The organism is Gilliamella sp. B2838, assembly GCF_026536185.1.
Taxonomy (GTDB): Bacteria; Pseudomonadota; Gammaproteobacteria; order Enterobacterales; family Orbaceae; genus Gilliamella.
Genome location: NZ_JAFNOO010000011.1, coordinates 26,785 through 52,000 on the forward strand (window position 1 = coordinate 26,785; position 25,216 = coordinate 52,000).

General features: G+C 35.2%; 15 protein-coding genes, 1 pseudogene and 1 CRISPR repeat array. All 16 genes and pseudogenes read left to right on the top strand.

Features of this window, described 5'->3' with window-relative positions; genetic code table 11:
* The first annotated feature begins 180 nt into the window (after positions 1-180).
* Complete coding sequence (locus tag J3U63_RS11060) at positions 181-960, top strand: triose-phosphate isomerase (protein WP_267371510.1); 780 nt, start codon at positions 181-183, stop codon at positions 958-960.
* Positions 961-982: 22 nt separating this feature from the next.
* Positions 983-1,957, top strand: coding sequence for a sugar-binding transcriptional regulator (locus J3U63_RS11065; RefSeq protein WP_065633492.1), 975 nt, complete (start codon positions 983-985; stop codon positions 1,955-1,957).
* 69 nt (positions 1,958-2,026) lie between these two features.
* Positions 2,027-2,083 carry a hypothetical protein gene (locus tag J3U63_RS11070; protein WP_416379695.1) on the top strand — a complete coding sequence of 19 codons (57 nt, stop codon included), beginning with the start codon at positions 2,027-2,029 and terminating at the stop codon, positions 2,081-2,083.
* A 743-nt stretch (positions 2,084-2,826) separates the two neighbouring features.
* Positions 2,827-3,831: a nucleoid-associated protein YejK gene (yejK, locus tag J3U63_RS11075; RefSeq protein WP_267371511.1), complete on the top strand. Its 1,005-nt coding sequence runs from the start codon at positions 2,827-2,829 to the stop codon at positions 3,829-3,831.
* 20 nt (positions 3,832-3,851) lie between these two features.
* Positions 3,852-4,697, top strand: a complete 846-nt coding sequence (gene nfo, locus J3U63_RS11080; RefSeq protein WP_267371512.1) for a deoxyribonuclease IV — start codon at positions 3,852-3,854, stop codon at positions 4,695-4,697.
* On the top strand, positions 4,670-4,927 hold the full coding sequence (locus J3U63_RS11085) for a hypothetical protein (protein WP_267371514.1): 258 nt from the start codon (positions 4,670-4,672) through the stop codon (positions 4,925-4,927). Before nfo ends, J3U63_RS11085 begins: the two co-directional genes overlap by 28 nt.
* A 252-nt stretch (positions 4,928-5,179) precedes the next feature.
* On the top strand, positions 5,180-5,689 hold the full coding sequence (locus tag J3U63_RS11090) for a hypothetical protein (RefSeq protein ID WP_267371517.1): 510 nt from the start codon (positions 5,180-5,182) through the stop codon (positions 5,687-5,689).
* Positions 5,690-5,812: 123 nt separating this feature from the next.
* On the top strand, positions 5,813-8,356 hold the full coding sequence (locus J3U63_RS11095; RefSeq protein WP_267371519.1) for a DUF4132 domain-containing protein: 2,544 nt from the start codon (positions 5,813-5,815) through the stop codon (positions 8,354-8,356).
* Between the two features lie 18 nt (positions 8,357-8,374).
* Positions 8,375-8,530: a hypothetical protein gene (locus J3U63_RS11100; RefSeq protein WP_267344592.1), complete on the top strand. Its 156-nt coding sequence runs from the start codon at positions 8,375-8,377 to the stop codon at positions 8,528-8,530.
* Positions 8,531-8,883: 353 nt separating this feature from the next.
* Positions 8,884-12,525 carry a DUF4132 domain-containing protein gene (locus J3U63_RS11105; protein ID WP_267371522.1) on the top strand — a complete coding sequence of 1,214 codons (3,642 nt, stop codon included), beginning with the start codon at positions 8,884-8,886 and terminating at the stop codon, positions 12,523-12,525.
* A 164-nt stretch (positions 12,526-12,689) separates the two neighbouring features.
* On the top strand, positions 12,690-13,784 hold the full coding sequence (locus J3U63_RS11110) for an ATP-binding protein (protein WP_267371524.1): 1,095 nt from the start codon (positions 12,690-12,692) through the stop codon (positions 13,782-13,784).
* A 9-nt stretch (positions 13,785-13,793) separates the two neighbouring features.
* Positions 13,794-16,334, top strand: a complete 2,541-nt coding sequence (locus J3U63_RS11115) for a DUF5682 family protein (RefSeq protein ID WP_267371525.1) — start codon at positions 13,794-13,796, stop codon at positions 16,332-16,334.
* A gap of 8 nt (positions 16,335-16,342) precedes the next feature.
* Entirely contained in the window at positions 16,343-17,512 is a 1,170-nt protein-coding gene (locus J3U63_RS11120) for a VWA domain-containing protein (protein WP_267344598.1), read from the top strand.
* A complete protein-coding gene (locus J3U63_RS11125) occupies positions 17,509-19,617 on the top strand; it encodes an SWIM zinc finger family protein (RefSeq protein ID WP_267371526.1) in 2,109 nt (702 codons plus the stop codon). The genes J3U63_RS11120 and J3U63_RS11125 overlap by 4 nt, the downstream gene beginning before the upstream one ends.
* Positions 19,618-19,902: 285 nt before the next feature.
* Positions 19,903-20,410: a CRISPR direct-repeat array (repeat unit 28 nt; unit sequence GTTCAACACTGCATAAGTGGTTTAGAAA).
* 161 nt (positions 20,411-20,571) lie between these two features.
* Positions 20,572-21,525 (top strand): annotated as a pseudogene (gene cas1f, locus J3U63_RS11135) (type I-F CRISPR-associated endonuclease Cas1f).
* A complete protein-coding gene (cas3f, locus tag J3U63_RS11140; protein WP_267371529.1) occupies positions 21,522-24,872 on the top strand; it encodes a type I-F CRISPR-associated helicase Cas3f in 3,351 nt (1,116 codons plus the stop codon). Before cas1f ends, cas3f begins: the two are co-directional and overlap by 4 nt.
* Positions 24,873-25,216 lie beyond the last annotated feature (344 nt).

The following is a 25,216-nucleotide window of genomic DNA, read 5'->3' on the forward strand; positions in this document are numbered from 1 at the left end:
TATTGCTTAAATAAGTTGCTTTTTGCCGTAATAATGAGAGTGTTACTAAAACAAGATAAATGATAAAAAAATGGGGAAGAATAGTCAGGTTAGTCAATAACTATTCTTCAACCCATTTTTACTATTGGAAGCCTATTAAAAAAAGCGATAAAAAGCATTACATCAATACAAGGATAAATTATGAAAAAAATATTCATAGGCACCAGCTGGAAAATGAATAAAACCTTAGCCGAAGCATTGTTATTTTGTGAACAACTAAAAACCTACTATCCCGAAGATTTAAAAAGTCATATCCAACCGTTTGTCATTCCTCCTTTTACGTGTGTTCGAGATGTGGCGGAATACTTATATCAACACAACATAAATTGCTTAACCGGTGTCCAAAATATGCATTTTGAAGAATCGGGTGCTTTTACCGGTGAAATATCTCCAATTATGGTAAAAGATACCGGTGCTAAAATAGTTGAATTAGGGCATTCTGAGCGCCGTGAATTTTTTGGTGAAACCGATATGACAGTAAATAAAAAAGTTCATGCTGCACTCAAACACCAATTAATACCATTAGTTTGTGTTGGGGACAGCGCTCAAGAAAAATCTTGGGGAGTCTCGAGTGAAACTGTTGTAAAGCAGATGAAGATTGCGCTGTCGGGAATTGATCATAATCAAGTTAGTCAGGTTATGATTGCATATGAGCCGATATGGGCAATTGGTGAAAAAGGCGTACCGGCAACACCTCAAGAGGCTGAATTTATTCATCATAATTTACGTTTAGCGCTCTCTGATCTCTATGGTTCAGAAGTGGCAAATAACATGATTTTACTCTATGGTGGTAGTGTCAATCTTGAAAATTCGACCCAATTAATTGCTCAGTCCAATATTGATGGTCTATTTATTGGTCGCAGTGCATGGCAAGCGACAGGTTTTTGTAATATATTATCCGCTATAAATCAGCAACGATAATATTGAGAAACAAGGCGAACTAATGGATAGATTTGACGATAAACAAGAAGCAGAACTACTCACCGAGATAGCTGTTGCCTATTATGAGTATGAACAAACTCAAGAAGAGATAGCGCAACGATTTGGCATTTCGCGTATTAAAGTCGGTCGCTTGTTAAAAAAAGCTAGAGCTGAAGGGATTGTTGAAATCAATGTCAAATATCATCCAATATTTAGTTCACGGATTGAACAACAATTTGTTAACCATTTTGGTATTAAGCGTGCACTGATAGCCTTAGATCATCAAGATGAAGACGAACAGCGACGGCAAGTTGCGGCACTTGTTTCTAACTATTTATCAAGTAATTTAAAAAATGGTATGACTGTTGCGGTAGGGCAAGGTCGAAATGTTGCTGCTATTGCCAGTCATGTTGGGGTATTTCCTGAAAAACAATGTAAATTTATTTGTGGAATAGGAGGAACGCAACGAGTTGGTGAAATTATTGATGCTGATCATATTAGCCGAAGCCTAGCTAGAAAATTTAATGCCAGCAGTGAAACACTTTATGCACCAGCATATGTCGAAAACCGCGAGCTTAAACACGCTTTTATGCAAAATCGTGTCATAAAAGATACGTTAGAACGCGCATCTAAAGCTGATATTGCTTTAGTTGGCTTAGGGGATATGAACGAAAATTGTTATATGGTGCAATTAGGTTGGTTTACCCCACAAGAGATCACCTATGCGACATTAAATCAAGGGGTGATTGGGGATATTGCAGGTTATGGTTTTTTCGATATTAATGGCAACCCAGTCGATACCGTAATGAATGATCGGGTCATTGGTTTAAGTATTGAAGAGTTACGTAATATTCCCTGCGTAATCGCTATTGCCTCGGAAAACACCAAATCAACCGCTATTTTAGGGGCGTTGAGATCAGGGGTAATTGATATTATTGCTACCAGTGCATCGAATGCAAGAACAGTGCTGAGTTTGCAGCAAAATACAGCTAAGTAGATAGCTGTATTAATCACATATTGGCGCTTTTATCTTCTTATTATCTTTTTCATCTTTCTCGTTGTTAACATTGGCGGGGAATTAACACCATCAGGTGATCCGCCGTTATTTATTGGTTTTTTTTAGAGTTGATTTTTTGGGCTGTTAAGCAGATGCTTTGCCCGGTTAATATTATTGATTAATTGAAGATAAATGTTCCGCCTCCCCATTTTAAAAATGATTAATTTTGCTAACAAGTTTAAGAAAACAACGGTGATTATGTATAAAAATATTGTTTTTGGGGCTTTTAGCGTATTTCGAAAAACTAAAAAATAGCACAAAATTTTACCGATATTTATGATGATCTTAATATTGAAGTCAAATATAGATTGGAAAACATCAATTTGAAATACCGCAAAAATTGATGGTGGGGATGCATCTTATACTTTTATTTATAGAAGTAATAAAACAAAATTAATAACAGTCTATTTTTCAGATTAACTATTTACAAAAAATTCAGATCCTTTAATGCAAAAATAGAAAAAAGCCATAACAAAGAATTGGTTTGTTCCACTTTTCGATTAATTGTTTTTTTTTATTATTACAAATTAGTCTATAACTCACGTCATTCCACTTTTAATCGTGGATGTTATCATTATACCGTATTGTCATTATTAGCTATAAAAGCTAGGTTCTACCAGAACGCTATAGTAAAAGTAAACCATTTGATTGGCAATATTTGAATGAAAGCGTGAATGACAGAAAGAATCGAATATTCAAATAGATATAAGCTTAGTTTATTGTTGTTGTTTATAATTGCAGATAGCACTTTTTGAACGCTTTGATAAAATAGTTGCAAATAAACGCTATTATCCCAATAGGAATTTAAAATGAGTGTGCAAATAGAAAAAGTTATATTACATAAATTAATTAGAAAAAGTGACACTGAAATCGAATTACAGCTTCGTGATTCAATGTTGAGCAATCAGCAAGCTGTGGTAAATTTAATTGAAGATATCAATCGTATCTATAATAACAAAAGCAAAGCTTATGGACTTTTTAATAGTGAAAGTTTGTTTGAACAATCGCTTAAAGAATTACGTTTAGGTAATCAAGATTTTCTCCACTTTAGTCAAGAATCAACTAAACAATTACGTAATGAACTTGCCAAATATCCGTTTGCCGAAGGGGGAACAGTCGTATTTTGTCATTATCGCTATTTAGCGGTGGAATATCTAATTATTGCCGTGTTAAATAGCTGTTCAAGTATGCTTGTGAATGAAGATTTGGATATTTCCGAAACCCAATATTTAGATATCGATCATGCCGACATTATTGCGCGAATTGATATAACAGAATGGGAAACTCAAGCTGATTCAAAACGCTATTTGACTTTTTTAAAAGGTCGAGTAGGGCGTAAAGTATCGGACTTTTTTATGGATTATTTAGGCGCTAGTGAAGGATTAGATGCCAAAGCGCAAAATAAAACGTTAGTCAAAGCGGTTGATGATTATTGCCAAGAGATGCAATTTGATAAACAAGACAAAAACGCCGCGCGTGAAAATGTTTATAACTACTGTCAAGGTCAATTGCAAGCAGGCGAAGAGATAGATCTCAAAAACCTAGCCAGTGAATTACCAGTCAGTGACGATAACAACTTTATGCAATTTGTTAAAAACAGCGATTATGATTTAGAAGACACCTTTCCAGTTGATCGTAGCGCATTACGTCAATTAAAGAAATTTTCAGGCAGTGGGGGGGGATTAACCCTTAGCTTTAATTCCGATCTATTAGGCGAACGCATAAAATGGGATCCACAAACTGATTCTTTGGTGATTAAAGGTATTCCACCCAATTTACGCGATCAACTGCAACGTAACAGTGGCTCAAATTAACTATTAGGATGAATAACAGTATGAAATACATTGGCGCACATGTGAGTGCTTCGGGCGGTGTTGACAACGCACCGATTAATGCCTATCAAATTGGTGCAACAGCGTTTGCGCTTTTCACTAAAAATCAACGACAATGGCATGCAAAACCGCTAGAACCGGCAATGATTGATAGCTTTAAAAAACGTTGTGAAAAATATGGCTTCACGAGTAAACAAATTCTGCCGCATGATAGCTACCTAATTAATTTAGGTCATCCCGATGCTGAACAACTTGAAAAATCGCGCACTGCTTTTCTAGACGAAATGCAGCGCTGTGAACAGTTAGGTTTAACACTGTTAAATTTTCATCCGGGCAGTCATTTAAAACAGATTACTGTTGATGAATGCCTCAAGCGTATAGCTGAGTCGATTAATATGACTTTAGATAAAACCAAAAATGTGGTCGCCGTTATTGAAAACACAGCCGGACAAGGTTCTAATTTAGGTTATAAATTTGAACATTTAGCGCAAATAATCGATCAAGTTGATGATAAAAGCCGGGTAGGTGTATGCATTGATACTTGTCATGCTTTTGCTGCCGGTTACGACTTACGCACCGAAAAAGCCTGCCAGGAAACCTTTGCTGAATTCGAAAAAATTGTAGGGTTTAAATACTTGCGTGGTATGCACTTAAATGATGCCAAAAGCGAACTGGCTAGCCATGTCGATCGTCACGATAGCTTAGGTGAAGGTAACATTGGCAAAACTGCTTTTAGATATATCATGCAAGATCCAAGAATTGATGAAATCCCTTTAATTTTAGAAACCATAAATTCTGATATTTGGGCACAAGAAATTGCTTGGCTAAAAGAACAGATATCAGCATAAAAAAATTTTTATTACAGGGTTTATTTTGGGGATTGATTTTATCATCCCTTAATCCTTATAGCTATGCGGCAATGCTTGGCGAAAACAAGTTAATGGAATGGGATGAAACAACATTTCAGTCTCAATATCGGTCGGATATTCGCATGTACGACCTATTTTTTATTGATTATAAAATTGGAGATGAACCTGAATTTGTCTTTATTTCATTATCTGATGATGTGCATTTATAGGATAAAAATAATCAACAAACTGTTTTTTTAATTCCTGGAGATGAAAAAGAGAGTTACCAAAATGAACAATATTTACTGACAGATTCATACCGTGCTAAATTTTTTGAGTTGGCGGGTTTATCAAAAGACGATAAGGTTTTTATATACAATTATAAACATAATGACTTAACATCATTGCCGATTAGTCAGTTAAATGCTTTTGCTGTGGTCGATACGACTCATTATGAAGCTTCTTTTAAGTAGAACGATTATATGTATGGTTTTAAATTAGATGCGCTACTATTTGATCACCATTCAGATTATCTGGTATATTTTGGTAAAGAGAATCCATTTGCTCAAGAGCAATTAACGCCATTATCGTGGAAAAAAATTAGTAAAGACGATTTCCCAATACTTGATAAAAATATTGAAATTGCCTCTATTGGATGTCATTGGCCGACAGATGACTTAGTAAAAGGGGATAGCTATTTGTCCGAAGTAAATGGTTTACAATTTTATCTACAAGACTATCAAAAGCCATCCGATCCTGATACGGTTTTAGAGCATTTGATTATTTTAGATTCGGATTCGAATATGATAACCAATGTTAGCCATTGTTATAGTGAAGATGGTAGTTTTAAACCATTGAATAATTTAGCAGATAAAAATGAATCCCCTGTTATTTTTGATTTTACTTATGAATCATTTGGTTGTACGCCTCTTTTGGAATTTATTAATCCAGAGCATCAGTATTTTGTATCAAAATGCGATGGTCGTCACTAACATCAGGATTAATTTTGTTAAAATAGTCATGTAAGTTGTATTTAAATTTTTTTCGGGAGAAAAATCTTCCCAAGATATGATAATAATATGAAATGAGTGATATAAGGAAAATAAGGAAATACTTTGAGTCAATCTACATTACAAGCTAAAGGTCGCGATATAACGCCATATCAATCCATTCCTCAACGCCTGCTGCCAGATAATTTTCGACAAACCTTACAACAAAATATTGATAGGCAATTGGCAATAATAAAAATAAAGGTTGAGGATGAACAAGCAGTTAACAAAACTTGTAATGTTAGTCTTTCAAACCAACAGCAGCGTTATGACATATTGAAATCAATAACCTCGAACGATCTTGATAATGTTTTTGCTTATTTAAATGGTTTGGTACCAAAAAACAATTTAGATTTGGATAATAATGAATTAGATATATTTGATAAAAATGAATTGTCACTCGCCTTATACCAAGATAGTTTGCAACAACTACCTGAGTGTAATTTATGGCATGTATTACGAGCTTATTATTTAGAAAAGCCTAAATATGTCAACAAAGATCTCTCATCATTATTGGAACAAGAATTATATTGTCGAGTTGATCTGCGATTATTAGCTGATGTATTACAAAGTATTACTGGTAGCACGACAATAAAAGATAACATTGCCGGTGCTTTTTTATTTTATTTTTCCTTACCTTTTTTAGAAAAATATATACTAAATCAAGAACATCTTATTTGGCCATTTTTTGCCGAAAATTTGCATTATATTGATCAGGCATTGGGACTATTCGGTGAAACTAATTTAGAATGTTATAAAACAGCAAATGCTTTAGCGATTCTTTCCCTTTTTCCACAGTTACCTAAACCGTATATTCCACTATTACAGGAGTGGGCTCTAGGCGCTGGTCGTCGCTTTCGTTTACAGTCACAGCTTATTTTAAACAAAATTCCTAATATCCATCTAGAAGTTGAAAAAGCATTATTATCAACAAAACAAGATATACGAATAGTTGCGAGTGATTGGTTAGCGAAATTAGGGGGGGATTCGTCGATCAAATCACTGAAGCGTGCTTTATCAATAGAGAAAAAAGAAGCGGTAATTGCATCTATTCTCAGCGCATTAAGTCAGTTGGGTGAAGATATCTCTTATTATTTATCGCCTGATTATCTGCTAAATGAAGCAAAAAAAGGATTGAAAACCAAAAAACCAGTCAGTCTTGATTGGCTTGAACCTTATATGCTACCAGAATTAATGTGGCAAAATGGTCAGAAAGTTGCTGTTGAAATTATTTATTGGTGGATCATCTTAGCGGTAAAATTAAAACAAACCACTGATAATGGCTTGTTTGATTTCTATTTAAAATTATTAGATGTAAAGAGCCAACAAAAACTTGGGTATTTTGTGGTGCAAATGTTCATTATACAAGATACAGAACTAACATCCGATAAGTACTCACGTTATGTCAGATCTGCACTAAATACCAAAGGCATGTTGGCTTTGTGTAAATATAGTGAACCTTATCAAATTGCTGATATTGTGCGTCCTTATTTGAAATTTCATTCCTCAAAACGTAGTGAAATATCAGCGGTATTTGAGGCGATTGTCACGATTAATCATGCGGTAATTACTCAACTAGTTTATTCTACTTCGCTTCGTTATAGTTCAAATATTGTTCGTAAAAATGCCAAAAAAATACTTGAAGAATTTGCGCAAGCGCAAGCATGCAGCCTTGAACAACTCATTGAAAGAATGGTTCCAACAGCTAATTTAAACGAGCGAGGTGTATTAGATTTTGATTATGGAGATCGTAAATTCACAGCACAGCTCGATCACTGTTTACAATTAGTGATAAAAAATGAAGCGGGTAAAATACTCAAATCGTTACCAGAAGCAACAAATAGCGAAAATGTTGAACAAATCAAAGCATATAAAAAATTACTAACCAGTAGTAAAACAGAGTTAAAACAAGTTATCAACAATCAAACAAAGCGGTTATATGACATGATGTCTATTGGGCAAGTGTGGTCTTACCAAGATTGGTTTGCCAATTTATACCAACATCCTATCATGAATAGAATGATTGAATCGTTGATCTGGCTTGAAGTCGATAATAACAACACAGTCATTAACAGTTTTAGGCCGACAGAAGATGGTTGCTTGATTAACATAAATGATGATGAAGTCACTTTAAATCCTGAGCATTATATTAAGTTAGCGCATAGCGTCTATTTGTCAGATGATCAAGTAGAAGAATGGTTAAATCATCTTAAGGATTACAAAGTTACGCCTCTATTTACTCAATTTGCTAATCATTTACCTGATTTGAGTCAAGTGATTGACAATAAACTAAATGATTATTATGGCAAGGTTATCAAGTTAAATACTTTAAAAAACATATTATACTCGAAAGGCTATCATAGCATTACTGACTGGGATTGTATTGATGGATTCGCTAAATTATATTCAAGCTTAGGGATTCGAGCACGTATTATGGTCAGCCAATTTTATCGTACAACAACAAATAGTGATGAGACTGTAAAACTTTATGATTTGTATTTTACTCAGCAAATAGGAACAATTGAAAAAACGATTCCGCTTGATCGCGTTCCGCAAATTATATTAGCTGAAAGTTATGCCGATTATTGTTTAGTAGCGAAAACAAAATAAAGATATTAAGAATAGGGAATGTTTAATAAAGTAAAAGGTAAAATTGCCTCACTGTTTAGCCGTTTTCAATCGCAGGTCAGTAAAAAAGAGATTGATACGCCGTCTGAACAGCTAATATTAACTATTTTGAATCTTTATGAAAACGCAATCAAACAATCCCTGAAAACATTTTAAGATATGTTATGCTAGGAGATAATTACGCAATTTTGAATAAATAAATTAACGCAAGATTGCCATTATAGCATTGATGACATAATGGATTTTATGTCTTATTCCTGTTCTTGGCTCGGTATCAATTATTGTTATTATTACAATAGTGATAGCGCGTCGCCTAATGCAAGGATCGGATTTTATGAACAATGGATGGATAATTATAATTAATAAGAAAACGACTGATTACACGCTTGGTTTAGTTAGAAATCATTAAAAACAATCAAATTATAACTAGCTTTAGACCAGCGGAAGATGGCTACTTAATTAATATAAATGATTAATAAAAAATATCCTGTATAGGAGAACCAAGGAATATGAAAGAAACACATGCTCAATCTGCTCAACAATTAATTGCAACTATATTTGAACCACTAACCACAATCGATAAAAGTTTGCCAGAGCGTATTACTCAATATGTTTTACAGGGGGATGAAGCTAACGTTTTAAGTGATTTAGAACAATTATGTCAAACTAGCGATAACGCTTATAAACTCTTTGAATTACTATATAGGCCCTGTGATTTTTATGGAACAAGCTTTTACGATAAACCAAAACCACCTAAAAAAGCCAGAATAGATTTTTATCAACGTTGGACTGATGACTATACACTTGAACAAATAAGGCGTTTTGGATGTGTTTTGAGCGCAATTTGTTACCATTTGCATTTAGTTAAATTAATTAACCAACAGTTGCCGGCATGGTTTTTATATCTTTTATATGATGGTTTGATTAGCACAATGCCCTCTTTTTGTAAAAATGAAGAAGACATTGAACAACGAAAAAGTTGGTCAATTGAACAATTACACCAACTACTCGAAATGGAACAAACTGGATTGGGTGAAAAGTTATTATTGGCGATATTTGATCGGCAAAATATGACGAGCAATGACCTAAGTGACTTTCAGTATTTTTACAACATCGATGGATTATTATCTAATATTAAAAATCATCTTAAATTATTTAGCCAGCTACCCGATCAGGATATTGCTGTTTTGGGGCAGGTAGAACAATTAAAGTATATAAAAAAGCATTCTGAACTTCAGCTACCACTGATTGAGTTTATTACTCAGCAAGCCTTACATACTGCCAAACAAGTCAGTCAATTAGCGACAGATATGCTAATGGGTTTTCCTGTTGAAGATGTGCAATCAAAACTACAACACTTTTTAACGTTGGGCTCGGTTAAACAACGTAGTAATGCCGCTCAATTACTGGCAAGAATATCGTCAGATTCTGCAATATTACAACAAGCATTAGCAAGTGAAACCAATAAAACCGTTATTGGCTCCATTGAAAGCGCTTTGCTACGACTTGAAACTGCTAATAATGCAAAACAACAAACAAATTTAGTTATTCCTAGTTTTGAACCCATTATCGATATCGATTTACCATCGATGGCACAAGACATTTTGCGGCAAAATTATCAAGACTATCACAAACTAAAACATAATGAATTATCTGACACACTAACTGAAAAAAATTTAGATGATATTTATCATTATTTAAATGGTAAAATTCAATACACGCCGTTACTTCAAGGGATTAATAAAAACGTCGATTATCATTTTTTACTGACTAAAAATAGACTACAAAATTTACCCGAATTCACCCTTTATCACTTATTTAGAGCAATGCGATTAATTGATCAAAATGGTGGTACTTATTGTTTTGAAAGGGTATATACAAAAAATGACGTTGTTAAAAATTTCGATCTTAGGAAAATCGCCGATGTAATGGCGAAAATTGATTATTGTCAACATGTGCTCTATGCTGTTGCTTTACCATTTTTAACCAGTGAGACTTATCATCCTTTTTATGAAAATCAACCAGATAAATTATGGCCATTTTTTGCTGAACATGAATTTTTACTTGATGAAGTTTTAGGCTTTGCTGAGAGCAATAAATGTTGGTCCTACATTAAACTTGATAAAGTTAGTGCAATAAAAATATTACAACTTTTTCCTAGTCTGCCGACTAAATATGTTAATTATCTTTTTGAACTCGCACTAAAAGAAAACAAATTAATACGGCATGCAGCACAAAACACTCTAAAAGTCATTCCTAATATTTATGATCAAGTTGAACAAGCTTTACTATCGCCCAAACAAGAAGAGCGGATTGCAGCGGCAGATTGGTTGGCACTATTAGGACAAAAATCGTCAATTAAAGCATTACATCATGCATTAAAAAAAGAAAAACGCGAAATTATACAAGCATCACTATTGATTGCTTTAGAAAAATGTGGTGAAGACATAAGTCAACAACTAACCACTGAAAAATTATTAGCTGAAGCAAAACAAGGTCTAAAAGGTAAAAGACCTAATGAATTTGACTGGTTTGATATTAGCTTAATGCCTGCACTTACTTGGCAAAGCGGCGAGGCGGTCGAACCACAAATTATTCAGTGGTGGGCTTGGTTAGCGGTTAAGTTAAAAGAGCCTGTAAACCCACTATTAACAATTTATAGTCAATTGTTAAGTAAACCAAGCCAACAACAATTAGCTGAGTTTATTTTACGTAGTTTTATCAAGCAAGATACTTTAAGACCAAGCATTAACGAAGCCGAAGCGCAAGCTAACCTAATAGCTAATCAACGTTTGCAAGAATACTTAGGTTATTATAAACAATACCCGAGTTTATATCCTGCTTATGCCAATATTACATTGGAACAAGTATTTGAGGAGATAAAAAAAGAGACATTAGCTACCTACCTTGGTTCTGCAATTAAAGCAAAGGGTGTATTAGCGTTAACTACCGGTATTGAAGGGGGTATTGCTGTTTCGTTATTACTTGATTTTATGAAACATCACCAAAAACGGCGTGCTCAAATTGAAGCGATGCTAGAACCCCTTGCACAAAGTGATGATCCACTGATTACTCAATTGTTGCTCTCAATAGCTCGACGTCATCGCATGGCAACAATACAAGAAAAAGCACGTTCCTTAGTAGAAACTATTGCTGAACGCAATGGTTGGACATTAGACGAATTAGCCGATCGCACTATATCAACAGCTGGATTGGATGAAAGTGGTGTGTTAACTCTCGATTATGGCGAACGCACCTTTAGCGCAACGTTAGATGATAAGTTTAAATGGCACTTAAAAAATGCCGATGGTGACGAAATTAAAGCCTTACCGGAAGCGCGTAAAAGTGAAAATTCAGCTTTAGTAAAAGATGCGAAAAAACAATTTAGTAACAGTAAAAAAGAACTGACTCAATTACTGGATATGCAAATTAATCGTTTTTATGAAGCGATGTGCACTCAGCGCAGCTGGCGAGTTGATGATTGGCAAACCTATCTACAACCGCATCCAATTGTGGGTCGACTTATTCAACGCTTAGTATGGTTGGAACTCGATGAAAACGGCAATATTGTTAATAGCTTTAGACCAACTGAAGATGGTAGTTTGGTCAATAATCAAGATGACGAAATTGTGTTGAACGAAAATAATCATATTACCGTTGCGCATCCAGCGCTATTAACCGCTGATATCACAGCACATTGGCAAACTCATCTTAAAGATTACAAAATTATTCAATTATTCGATCAATTCAATCATCCATTACCGGATATTCGTCACTTTAAAGATGACATGATTGATAAATATTATGGTTGGTTAACCGATAGTTTTACCATACGAAAAATCCTAACTAAATTGGGTTATAAACGTAATGATATACAAGATGCGGGTTATTTTGATAGTTATTATAAATATTTTGCTAGCCTTAAACTGTATATTAATATTGAATTCAGTGGTAGCTTTGTCCCTGAAGAAAATATACCGGCAGCGCTTTTCAATCTGTACTTTAGTAAAAATACAACGTTTAAAGATAGATTAATTGCACTTGATGAGTTACCGCCCGTGTTACTTGCTGAAGGCTATGCCGATTATATGGCGGTAGCAGATGCATCAAGCGGTTTTGATCCAAATTGGCAAGATAAGTTAATTTGGTAAAATTGACTAAATATAGCTAGCAAAATACTCACAATGTATGTTTAAAAGACTGAACCAAAATACTCAATGATTACCAGTTTGTTACTGGTCGAAAGCTATACTGATTATAGAATAGTAGCTGATAGAACAGCTGGTTTTGATTCAAATTGGGAGAATAAAGGATTATGGCAAAACAACAAGTTATTAGGTTAAGTGCTGAACAACGTTATAGTAAAGAATTGGAAAAACTGATCAAGGCCGATAGCGAAAATAATAAGCCTGAAGGTTGGGTTTTATCCCCTAAATCGGTGCGTCAATTTATTTTAGGTAACGATCGTTTGGGTATCAGCCGTAAATTTTTTGGTGACGATCCTTTAGTTGATCGATCTATTGTTTCATTATTAGGTAAACAAGGATTAATGCTGGTTGGTCAACCGGGTACAGCCAAATCTATGTTATCAGAATTATTGGCCGCCGCTATCAGTGGTGATTCAAATTTGACCATCCAAGGTACGGCTGGTACTAGTGAAGATCATATCCGATATTCTTGGAATTATGCCTTATTGCTGGCCGAAGGACCAACCGAACGTGCATTAGTTGGTTCGCCAATTTATCAAGGTATGAAACAAGGTAAAATTGTTCGTTTTGAAGAGATAACTCGCTGTCCACCAGAAATTCAAGATATCCTTGTTTCAATTATGTCTGAAAAACAGATGATGATCCCCGAAATGGGGGCAAATGCAATTATTAGTGCTAAACCCGGTTTTAATATTATAGGCACAGCTAATTTACAAGATCGTGGTGTGCATGAAATGTCTGCTGCATTAAAGCGGCGTTTTAACTTTGAAACTGTTAATCCAATAAATAATAAAGATTTTGAGATTGAATTGATACAAAGGCAACTTGAACAAGAATTAGGTGAATTAAAAACACAAATAGTTATTCCGGTTGATGTCATTGACTTACTTGTTACGGCTTTTCAAGAGTTAAGGCAAGGTCAAACTCAAGATGGCGCAAATACAAAAACACCTGATGCCGTGATGTCAACGGCCGAAGCGGTAAATATTGCCTATGCTTCAGCATTAGATGCTTATTATTTTAGCGATGGAACCTTAAATGCAGGACAAATCGCCAAACAGCTTATTGGTGTGGTTTTAAAAGATAATGCCGATGATATAAAACGAATCCAATTTTATATGGATAATGTTGTGCGTGAACGCGCAAAAAAATCCGAGACATGGCACAGTTTTTATCAAGTATCAAAAACGTTCTGGAAATAACGGCTTAACATGACGCTTAACCATGAATTATTACCCGATAGGTTATCACAAGCATTAAATAAACTTGCTGCTTTGCAGCAAGAGCAGATCTATTTTGCCCCGATACGTCATCATAGCCCATCATGCAGTTTTGCGCTTAAAAAATTGATTGAGCAAACAAAACCAACGCATATATTGATTGAAGCGCCAGTGAGTTTTACACCGTTAATTGAACAACTGTTACATGATGATACACGTCCGCCCATTGCGATACTTTCTCAGACAGAAATTGACACAATACCGTTAGTAACAGAAAGTGAAGATGATAGTGTATCGAAACAATCTACCTGTTCGGTTTTTTACCCATTTTGTCATTACTCGCCAGAATGGGTGGCAATACAAATGGCAAAAGAGCAGCATGCCACACTACAATTCATTGATCTGCCTAGGGCTTTGCAATGTGATCAAGAAATCGCTGCTGATTTTGATAAAAGTCGCTCGCTACTATCCGAAACTTATCTAAAACACAGCCAATACATTCAATATTTAATGAAAAAATTGCATTGTCGTGATCATGATGAAGTGTGGGAACATCTTTTTGAACTGAAAGACTATAATGATATCGCTGATTGGCAAAATTTCTTTATAGATACCTTTATTTGGTGTGCAATGGCAAGGCTTGATTATTCACTGTCTTCACTTGCCGCAGAGGGTTCAGTTCAGCGTGAACAGTATATGTTAACAGCGATAGGTCAATTAAAGAAATCTCAACCTGATGCAAAAATTGTGGTCGTAACAGGTGGTTTTCATACCTTACCTTTACTGGAAGGATTATGGCACGATCAGCTTGTGCTACCTACAAAAGCAGAGATGACTCGATTTAATCACCAACAAAAAAGTGGTGATAAAGATCAAAATTGGCTAATTCGTTATAGCTTTGATCGCCTTGATTCCTTAAATGGTTATGCGTCAGGAATGCCTTCGCCCGCTTATTATCAAGCGGCATGGCAGTCAATGTTACTTTATGATAAATCAACCACCAATGGCAAATCTAGCATCGCATTTCGCCAATCTTTAACTACTGATGTGCTTACCGATATTGTGGATAAATTACGGCAACAAAACAGTGACAATATTATCGGTTTTATCCCATTTCGTTCTGCAATAGCACAATCAATGTTATTAGCCAACTTACGAGAACATCATGGACCAGGAAGATATGATCTGCTTGATGCGATTCAATCCTGCTTTATCAAAGAGAGTATCAATGATTCTCGTCATGAGTTTTGGTTAACCGTGCAAAATTGCTTATCGGGCAATTTGTTGGGTGAAATACCTAAAGGTATTGCACAACCTCCGTTAGTGAATGAAGTATATTTAACGCTAAAAAAATATCGATTTAAGTTAGATTATTCCAGTCCTAAACTTACGCATATCGATATTTATCGCAAATCACAGCATCGGCAACGTAGCCGTTATTTACATTTATTGGCTTTTTTACAAGTGGGTTTTGCCAATCGAATAGATGGTCCTGATTATATTCATGGTAAACGCTTATCGATTATGTTTGAAGATTGGCGTTATGCTTGGACCCCCATGGTCGAAGCGCGTTTAATTAAATTATCTGAACAGGGGACGCAGTTAGAGCAAATCGCAATAAAGCAATTACAATTAGCGACTGAACAGTTTGGGCTAAACAGTACTGGTTTTTCAAGTATTGTGGCAGTTGAACAGTTAATTCAAGGCGCTTTGATGGGGCTTGAATCTTGTTTTGCTTATTTATTAAATAATCTATCTAATTGTATTGAGAACGATAACGAACTGGACAATCTAATCAATTGTGGCCATCGCTTACTTTACTTATGGCAAGGGCAAAATTTTTTACAACTAAAAAATACCGCAACGTTACTGATATTATTAGTTAAAATAATTAAGCAGAGTCTTTTCTTGTTAACCAAGTTAAAACAGCCAGAGCAAGAACAGCAACAAAAAAATATCAAAGTATTACTTTCATTTAGAGACTTACTAAATTATTTACCAGAGCAACTTAATGTTAAACAATTTAAACACGATTTTTATCATAATCTGCATCGTTTACAACCTGAGTTAGCTCAACTGCCATTAATCTGTGGTGCTATTGATAGTCTTAGCTACTTAGATGCATACTTAAGCCAACAACAACTAGAAGATAAAATAAAAAATAACTTCAGGTTAACAACACCAGATGATCACGCAATTAACTATTTTATCGGTATAATGCAGTGTACCCCGCAATTGATTATTCATTCAACTTTTCTACTTGATAGCTTAGATCAACTAATGATTGATTGGTTACCTGAGCGATTTATTGAAATATTGCCTGATTTACGTTATGCCTTTTCTCAATTAAACCCAACACAGAATGCTTCGTTGGCTAGTCAGATTGCTAAAAAATATCATATTGCCGATAATGAATTAAATTTTTACCAATACAACTTTAGTGAAAAAGAGTTAAACAAAGCACTTTCTTTAGAATTATTGATAACCAAACATATTCAACAACAGCATTTGCAAACATGGTTTAAACAATAGGAATACGTATGATTAACGATAATCACATCGATGATAAAACTACCAATGAACAAATTAAACGTTGGCGTTTAATTTTAGGAAGTTATGCAGATGAGGATTTAGGTCAAATTAATTTTAATGCGCATGATAAGCAAATCGATCAATCATTAGAGTATCTTTATCGACACGAATATCGTGCTCGAGGTTTATTGACCAATGACAAAGCTGATTCAGAACTAAAAGCGGGTGATAAAAGTCGTTCTGTTTATAACACGATAGATTGGTTAAAACTGACACGTAAATTGTTTCCTAAAAGTACCTTTGAACGGATGCAAAATCAAGCGATAGAGCGTTATCACTTGGATGGAGTTTTAAACGATCCGAAAGTCATACGAGATCTTGAACCTAGTGTAAACTCAGTACGTTTACTGATGAATTTACGGGGTAAATTGAGTTATGACGTTCGTCAAGAAGTACGGATATTAATTAAAAAAGTGGTGGACGAAATTTTACAAAAGATTCAAACGAATTTTGTCAATGCGATCACTGGTAAAAAAAATCGATTTAGGCACTCTTTAATCAAAAATAACCAGAACTTTGATTGGCGAGCAACAATCAATGCTAATCTAAGGCATTTTGATCAGAACAAACAGCAAATTATTATCGAAAAAGCAATTTTCAATTCACGCAAAATAAGACAATTACCTTGGGATATTATTTTATGTGTTGACCAAAGTGGATCGATGGATAGTTCAATTCTTTATTCAGCAATTTGTGCCGCTATCATCGCTAAACTACCGGCGATTAATTTGCATTTACTGGTGTTTGATACTCAAGTTGTCGATTTAACACATATAGCCGAAGATCCAGTTGAAGTGCTCATGACTGTACAATTAGGCGGTGGAACAGACATTGGTAAAGCACTTAATTATGCTGAACAAAAAATTAAAAATCCGAGCCGAACGGTGGTGGTGGTGGTGAGTGATTTTTATGAAGGCGCAAATGTAACGCATTTATATCGAACTGTTGCTCGTCTTAATGCTAATCGAGTAAAAATGCTGGGTTTAGCTGCTTTAGACTATCAAGCTAATGCTGTTTATGATATGCAAATATCACAAAAACTTGCTGATCGCGGTATGCTAATTGCCGCCTTAACTCCCGAGCATTTTGCTAACTGGCTTGCCGAGGTGATGCGATGAGTTGGCAACAAACCTACTTAAATTATGATCAAGAAGCGTTAGCACTTTATGCCAATATTGGTTTAATTCGCCGTGCACGCAAAGATATCGAAGCCGATAAAGTCCTATTGCAAGAAGAGCAACCCGATTTTCTTCTGTTTATGGTCGATGGTCAACAGGTGAAACTTACTGCGCAAGGAATTCAAAAAGCAACTTGCAGTTGCCCAGCTAGTGGACACTGCAAACATATTATTGCGGCCATTTTATGGTTACAACTTCAGCCCAATCATCAAACGGATAATAATGCAACATTATCGCAAAATTCAGCGACTGAACGGTCAGTGCCACCATTAAAAGATGCATTAAGCGAGCTACTGACAATCGATGCTGGCGCGCTACTTAAACAAGCAGGTAAAGCCAATGTGCGCCTTGCTTATCAATTGGTTTTTGAGTGGCAGCAACTGCCGCCATTAACCGTAGAAAATCAAAAAGGGCAATTACGTATTCAAATACCACAAAGTGACATGCCGATTATCTATATGGCTGGGACCGGTTTTGCTGGGATGATTTCACAGCTACCCGAAAAACAGAAAACAGCTGTACATTTAGCGGTTATTGCGTACCTGTTTCAACAACATCACCAGCCATGGACTTGGCCAATCGAAAACAACTTAACGGATAAGCCGATTGATCGGTTAAGCGTTGATGAAATAGCATTAATTAAGCAAGTTGAAGAACATATTTATACATTAATCACCCATGGATTATCCCATGTGAGTCAAAGCCAAGCGACACAATTACAGTTGCTTAATATGTCTGCTCGATCGCAAAATCTTGCCAGTTTAGCCGCAATGCTAAGACACCTTTGCCAACTTGTTGAACAACAAGCCAATCGACATTTTACCGTTGACGAACAAGACATACTGTTATTCTTAGCTCGCCTTAAAGCATATCTGGAAAAATTATCACATTATCAAGGTGAACAACTTACCACAGTACGTGGGGGGCAAAAACGTCATTACCAAAATGATGCTCAATTAATTGACTTGCTACCATTGGGAGCTTATTGGTGGCAAAGCAAAACCGGCGCAATTGGGGCGACCTTTTACTTTTGGGATCCAATAGCGCTACAATATTATGAGACAACCTTAGCCAGACCTAATAATTCAGATATCAACTTTAATCGACAAAGCCTATGGCAAAGTGCATCAATTTGGCAAGCGATGCCTTGTGACTTAATGAATAAAGCTTTTACCTTATATGAACCACGTTTATCGCATGATGGTAAATTATCAAGTCGTGGTTCACACATAAAATTACAACCAACAGGTTGGAATTTGCAGCAGTATCAGCAATTTCAACAACAAGTTGGCTTTGATAACTGGTCGTTACTAAGTCACTATTTACAAAATTACGATACTAATATTTCACTGTTCAACCAAGTACTCTTTATTCACGTTACCAAAGCACAAAAACCTTATTTGGACGAAATCAGACAATGCTTGGTGTGGTGTGTTAAAGATTCACAGAATAATGACCTACTATTACGCATCTTTTGGGATGGTAAACAAAAACAACGTATTGAATCACTTTATTTGCTACACGAAATAGAGTTGCAACCCTTAACCGTGTTAGTAAAATGTGTAAAAAATGATAATAATTTAGATCTTGAACCATTTGCACTATTTTATAAACAGCCACTAACCGATGATATCAATATTTTAAATCTGGATTTTGACAACGAATCGTTATACCAAATATCGAATAACAGCGATGACTATTGTAAACAACCCGAAATACTCTTTCAAAAACAACCTCAGCAGATTGTTTACCAACACGATCCAATTGTTATCTACATTATCAAGCCGACGCTCAATTTTTGTGAAACAATAACGAGTTCGGGACGACTTAAACTGAACAATGACGATAAAAAGCAATTAGCGCAATTGCAAAATCAATGCGACACCTTAGGATTAAACACATTAAGTCAAGTGTTGACAAAAATAGGCAACCACCCAAACATCGAAGTCGTTCATATTTTACAAGCCGTGTACCTATGCCATCTCATGCAGAATGCGCATTACCAATTACCCATTATGATTAGGAATGATGCTGAAGAAGAGTAAAAAAGTAGAATTAAATCGAACAAAAAGCAAATACTCATTTTGAAAAAGTATATTAAAGCTAGCTAGAAGATTACAGCAATAAAAGTTTTGTAAAAAGTTTAAGCAAATATACACGTTTCAATATAAAAATCTTGATTTACTTTTTTGCCAATCAACCCTTTTTTTTACACTAAATTAAAATTGATTAAAATCAATATATTAAAAAAGGGTTAAAAAAAAGGGTTTTTGAGTACAAAAATCTTGTTTGCCTTTTTATAAACAGGGTTTATAGTATACCGGTTTCTAGTTCAACACTGCATAAGTGGTTTAGAAAAGAAAGAAAAATAACAAAAGCTGAAAATGCATGTTCAACACTGCATAAGTGGTTTAGAAATATAATAAAATTAAAATAACAATGGCACATCCGTTCAACACTGCATAAGTGGTTTAGAAAATGATGATGAATATGTCATTGGATACAATCAAGTTCAACACTGCATAAGTGGTTTAGAAATACTTATGAGGTAGGTAACAATGTCGATTTTAGTTCAACACTGCATAAGTGGTTTAGAAAACACCTATTCTTGTCTTGGTATCTAATAAAGCGTTCAACACTGCATAAGTGGTTTAGAAAATGACAGGCTAAAAGCCGAATTATGGGAATTAGTTCAACACTGCATAAGTGGTTTAGAAAATAGCCTTAGAGCCATTTTGCGCGGCTTGTTCGTTCAACACTGCATAAGTGGTTTAGAAATCACACCTCGGCGGCACAAGGGCGATAAATGTGTTCAACACTGCATAAGTGGATTAAACAATTTACTGTTTTAACCTCCGATTTTTTGATGTCTTTTTATTCATATAAGCTAAAGATTAGCTTTGATTTTGTTTTATCTTTGATTATTTTTACCTCGTTTTTTGCGCATTATCATGCTAATTTATGGTCAATATTTAAATTGAATTAAGTTATTGAAAAACATGGATATGATTCATTCTTCCGATCTTAAAACCATCTTACATTCAAAACGTGCCAACATTTATTACCTAGAGCATTGCCGTGTATTGGTTAATGGTGGGCGCGTTGAGTATGTTACCGATCAGGGGCAACAATCGCTTTATTAGAATATTCCCATTGCTAATACTACTTGTATTTTGTTAGGAACCGGTACCTCTTTAACGCAAGCGGCTGTACGCGAGCTTTCCCGTGCTGGCGTGATGATTGGGTTTTGCGGTGGTGGTGGAACGCCACTTTTTTCCACTACCGAAGCTGAATTTGCGTGTCAGTTTTTCTCTCCTCAAAGTGAATATCGTGCAACGGAATACCTACAACGTTGGTGTCAATTTTGGTTTGACGATGAACGTAGATTGCAAGCGGCTAAAATGTTGCAACAAAGTCGCCTTGAAATCATTCGCGAGTGTTGGTCAAAGTTTGACTGGGCGATTGATCAACGTCAATTAGACAGTATTATAAATGATGCAATAACGCAATTTGATAATATAAATAACAGTCAAGCATTGCTCGCAGCAGAAGGGCGTTTAAGTAAAACATTGTATGGTATGGCGAATCAATTAACGTTAAGCGATAATAAATTTAAACGTGAACAAGGTACCCGTGGTAAAAGCTATGATCCGGCTAACCAATTTTTAGATCATGGCAACTACTTAGCTTATGGGCTTGGCGCAACCGCTTGTTGGGTGTTAGGATTACCGCATGGATTGGCGATTTTGCATGGTAAAACTCGGCGTGGTGGTTTAGTATTTGATGCCGCTGATATTATTAAAGATGGCATAGTTTTACCGCAAGCTTTTTTGTCTGCAAAGCAAGGCGATAGTGAAAAAGTGTTTCGGCAAGCATGCATTTCACAATTTGCACAGTTAAGCGCGTTGGATCGAATAATTGATACATTAAAACAGATAGCAGAAAAAGCATGAATATTTTATTAGTAAGCCAATGTAAAAAACGGGCATTAACCGAAACAAGGCGGATTATTGATCAGTTTGCTGAGCGTTGTGGTGAACGGACATGGCAAACAGCCATGACCGAAGATGGATTACAAACCCTATATAAATTGTTGCGCAAAACGGCTCGCAAAAATACAGCCATTGCTTGTTATTGGACTCATGGTAAAAATTTGACCGATCTTTTATGGATTGTTGGCGATCGTAGTCAATTTAATCAGCAAGGTCGAGTACCGACTAATCGCACTAAACGCAATATACTACAAAGTAGTAATGAAAGTAGTTGGCATTATGTAACAACGATTCAATTAATCACAACGATTGCCGGTTTATTACATGATCTTGGTAAAGCGACTATTGGTTTTCAATCTAAATTACGCGCAACAGAGAAAGTGGCTGGCGATCCATACCGTCATGAATGGATTTCGTTACAATTATTTTTATTAATGATTCAAGACTGCACAACAGATCAAGCTGTTTTTGAACGTTTGGCAAATTTTTCTCAATATCAGCAGCAATACCCCAATTGGTATCAAAAACTTAACAAAACTGAAAAAACCGATCTGATGCAGTATCCTTTATTAACACAGTGGATAGCTTGGTTAATTGTATCGCATCACCGAATGCCATTTTTAATGCCAATTAGCTCAAAAGATCTTAAAGAAAAACAGAAAGATGATTTCGATATTTCTGGTTTGACAATACGCAGTTTTTATAAAACGTTAAAAGCTGTTGAAAAATGGGTTAAAAATAGTTTTAGCCAACATCCTTCGCCTAATCAGTTTTGGCAACTTAAAAGCGATATAACGTTAAGTCAAGCATGGTTAAAAAAACTCAGCCGTTATGCTAATAAGGCGCTAATTCATCCACCTTTAATGCAATTAACGAATATTGATGCCTTTTTATTGCATATGTCGCGTTTAAGTCTAATGGTGGCTGATCACAATTACTCAAGTTTATCCCTATCAAATGAAGATGCAGATAAAAACGATAACATTCTGATTGCTAACACTAATTATCTTAAAAAGGCGAAACAGTGTTTAGATGATCATTTAATTGGCGTAGCAAATCTTTCTGCACGCTTTGCGCGTTTACTACCGAAAATGGTTGATGAATTGCCAGCTATTAATCAACATAAACCCTTTACCAAACGGACGACTATCGATCGATTTCAATGGCAAAATCATGCATATGATATCGCTAAGCATTATCAATCATTAAGCGATGAACAAGGCTTTTTTGGTGTAAATATGGCATCCACTGGTTGCGGTAAAACGTTTGCCAATGGTCGAATTATGTATGCACTGGCGAATCCTAAACGTGGCGTTAGATTTACCATTGCCCTAGGTTTACGTGTTTTAACCTTGCAAACCGGTAAAGCGCTGCGTGAAAAACTACAGCTTAGCGATGAACATTTAGCGATCTTAGTTGGTGGACGAGCAACGCAAATGTTATTTGAGTTAGAGAATGAAGAAAAGTTACAAAAATCAAATTTAGAAAAGCAAAATATCTCAAAAGATAATTTAGAGCAAGAGGGTAGCGAATCGATAGAATCATTGGTCGATGACTATGTTGATGTGGCAGAAAGTGGTATTGCCGATAGTGAATTAGGCACAATTATTGAAAATAGCAAAGCTCGTCAACTAATTAATGCGCCGATTGTTACATGTACTATTGATCATATTATTCAAGCCAGCGAATGCATACGAGGTGGCAAATATATTGCGCCGACCTTAAGGTTACTTACCTCAGATTTGATTTTAGATGAGCCTGATGATTTTGACCAAAATGACTTGCCAGCTTTGGCGCGGCTTGTTTATTTAGCTGGGCTTTATGGGAGCAAAGTGTTGTTGTCATCGGCAACTTTAACGCCTGATTTAATTGCGGGTTTATTTGCGGCTTATCAAGCGGGACGAAAAATATGGAATCAAAACCATCAACGTAATAATGATTCGATCGTCTGTGGTTGGTTTGATGAGTATCAGCAATCAATTACGCAAATTTCAGATAATGCGGCATTTAGCCAACAACATCAGCTATTTGTTACTGAGCGCATTAATGAACTTGCTAAGGGCGAAGTGCGTCGTCAAGGACATATTCTAGAATTACTTGACTACCAGCATAAAAAACCAGAAAACGAAAAGTTAAATTACTATTTATTAGCTAATCAACTGTTAAGGCAATCTTATGATTTTCATTTAAATCATCATCAACTCGATGAAAAAACACAAAAACAAATAAGTATTGGTTTAATCCGTTTTGCTCATACTGAAGATGTGATTGCCTTAACTAAACAAATCTATCAACAAACCGATCTTGCTGTAGATACTCAATTTCATATTGTGGTTTACCATGCAAGACAATTATTATTATTACGTAACCAATTAGAGCAAAAGTTAGATAGAATTTTAAATCGTACTGATCCAAAAGCAATTTTTAAGCAACCAGAAATTATTGAAGCAATTAAAGATAGTTACAAAAAAAATCATATTTTTATTGTTATAGGCACACCAGTAACCGAAGTCGGGCGAGATCATGATTACGATTGGGCCATTATTGAACCGTCATCAATGCGTTCAATTATACAGCTAGTTGGTCGTGTATGGCGCCATCGCCCCAATAAAGTTGCTAAAAGTCCGAATGTTGCTATTTTAGGCAGTAATATTGAATCAATTAAGCAGGGTGTGAACTATGGTGTCGGTACAGCGTGTTTTTGTAAGCCTGGTTTTGAACAAAACCCTTTTTTACTTACGACACATCAAACCAATAAATTGATACCGCAACAACAATTAGCAAATATTGATGCCACACCACGCATAACTAATTCAACACAAGATGAGCTTACACTTGGCGAATTGGAGCATAAAGTGATGGCACATCTATTTGCGCTTAATGCACGTAACAGTAATTATGTTACGAGCTATTGGCAACCCGATTTAGCGCATCATCATTGTTCGCATTTACAATTAATTTCACCTTTTAGAATGCAAAATCATCAAGAAGATGAATTTATTTGCCAGCTTGATGAAGATGGTGATTATTCGTTTAGCTATGCAGAGATTGCTTGGCAAACGCCGAACGAATATTGTAATGATACACAAAATAAAATGATTAAAAATGATAATAGTTGGCAATTTTTTGATTCACAAATTCAGCCTTGGTTAACCAATACTGTACAACAAGCGCTTGAAAAATTAACTTACCATTTTCCGAATAAAAACTTATATCGACTCGCTAATGAATTTTGTAATGTAACATTAAATTTTGAAAATCCTTGGTATTTCCACCCATATTTTGGTTTTTATCAGGATAAAGATTAATAAATGAGGTTTTTTGTATAACTAATCTTTTATTGATGAAAATAATTAGGTTATTGCTAGGAATAATAGGTAAGATAATCTATACTTCTTCTGCTTACTGTTGATTTTAGTTATACACAATTGATCAATAGTCACTCAAATTTTTGTTTACTGCCGTCTAGGTAGTTTAAAAAATATCATTTTAACTAATGTTCTTATAATTTTCCGCCGAATAGGCGGTTTTATTTTTTTATAAACCATATCATTTTAACTAATTGACTTTCTCTTGTTCTGTATGTATATTCATCATAATATTAATGTTTTTTATTCATTCATAAAGTAAATTATTTAAAGCTTGTTGAAGA

Excerpts from the sequence above, each read along its gene's own strand:
- J3U63_RS11065 (WP_065633492.1), top strand. The coding sequence starts at position 983 with ATGGATAGATTTGACGATAAACAAGAAGCAGAACTACTCACCGAGATA.
- J3U63_RS11125 (WP_267371526.1), top strand. The coding sequence starts at position 17,509 with ATGAGTTGGCAACAAACCTACTTAAATTATGATCAAGAAGCGTTAGCA.
- yejK (WP_267371511.1), top strand. The coding sequence starts at position 2,827 with ATGAGTGTGCAAATAGAAAAAGTTATATTACATAAATTAATTAGAAAA.
- J3U63_RS11100 (WP_267344592.1), top strand. The coding sequence starts at position 8,375 with ATGTTTAATAAAGTAAAAGGTAAAATTGCCTCACTGTTTAGCCGTTTT.
- J3U63_RS11105 (WP_267371522.1), top strand. The coding sequence starts at position 8,884 with ATGAAAGAAACACATGCTCAATCTGCTCAACAATTAATTGCAACTATA.
- cas3f (WP_267371529.1), top strand. The coding sequence starts at position 21,522 with ATGAATATTTTATTAGTAAGCCAATGTAAAAAACGGGCATTAACCGAA.
- J3U63_RS11110 (WP_267371524.1), top strand. The coding sequence starts at position 12,690 with ATGGCAAAACAACAAGTTATTAGGTTAAGTGCTGAACAACGTTATAGT.
- J3U63_RS11115 (WP_267371525.1), top strand. The coding sequence starts at position 13,794 with ATGACGCTTAACCATGAATTATTACCCGATAGGTTATCACAAGCATTA.
- J3U63_RS11060 (WP_267371510.1), top strand. The coding sequence starts at position 181 with ATGAAAAAAATATTCATAGGCACCAGCTGGAAAATGAATAAAACCTTA.
- nfo (WP_267371512.1), top strand. The coding sequence starts at position 3,852 with ATGAAATACATTGGCGCACATGTGAGTGCTTCGGGCGGTGTTGACAAC.
- J3U63_RS11120 (WP_267344598.1), top strand. The coding sequence starts at position 16,343 with ATGATTAACGATAATCACATCGATGATAAAACTACCAATGAACAAATT.
- J3U63_RS11090 (WP_267371517.1), top strand. The coding sequence starts at position 5,180 with ATGTATGGTTTTAAATTAGATGCGCTACTATTTGATCACCATTCAGAT.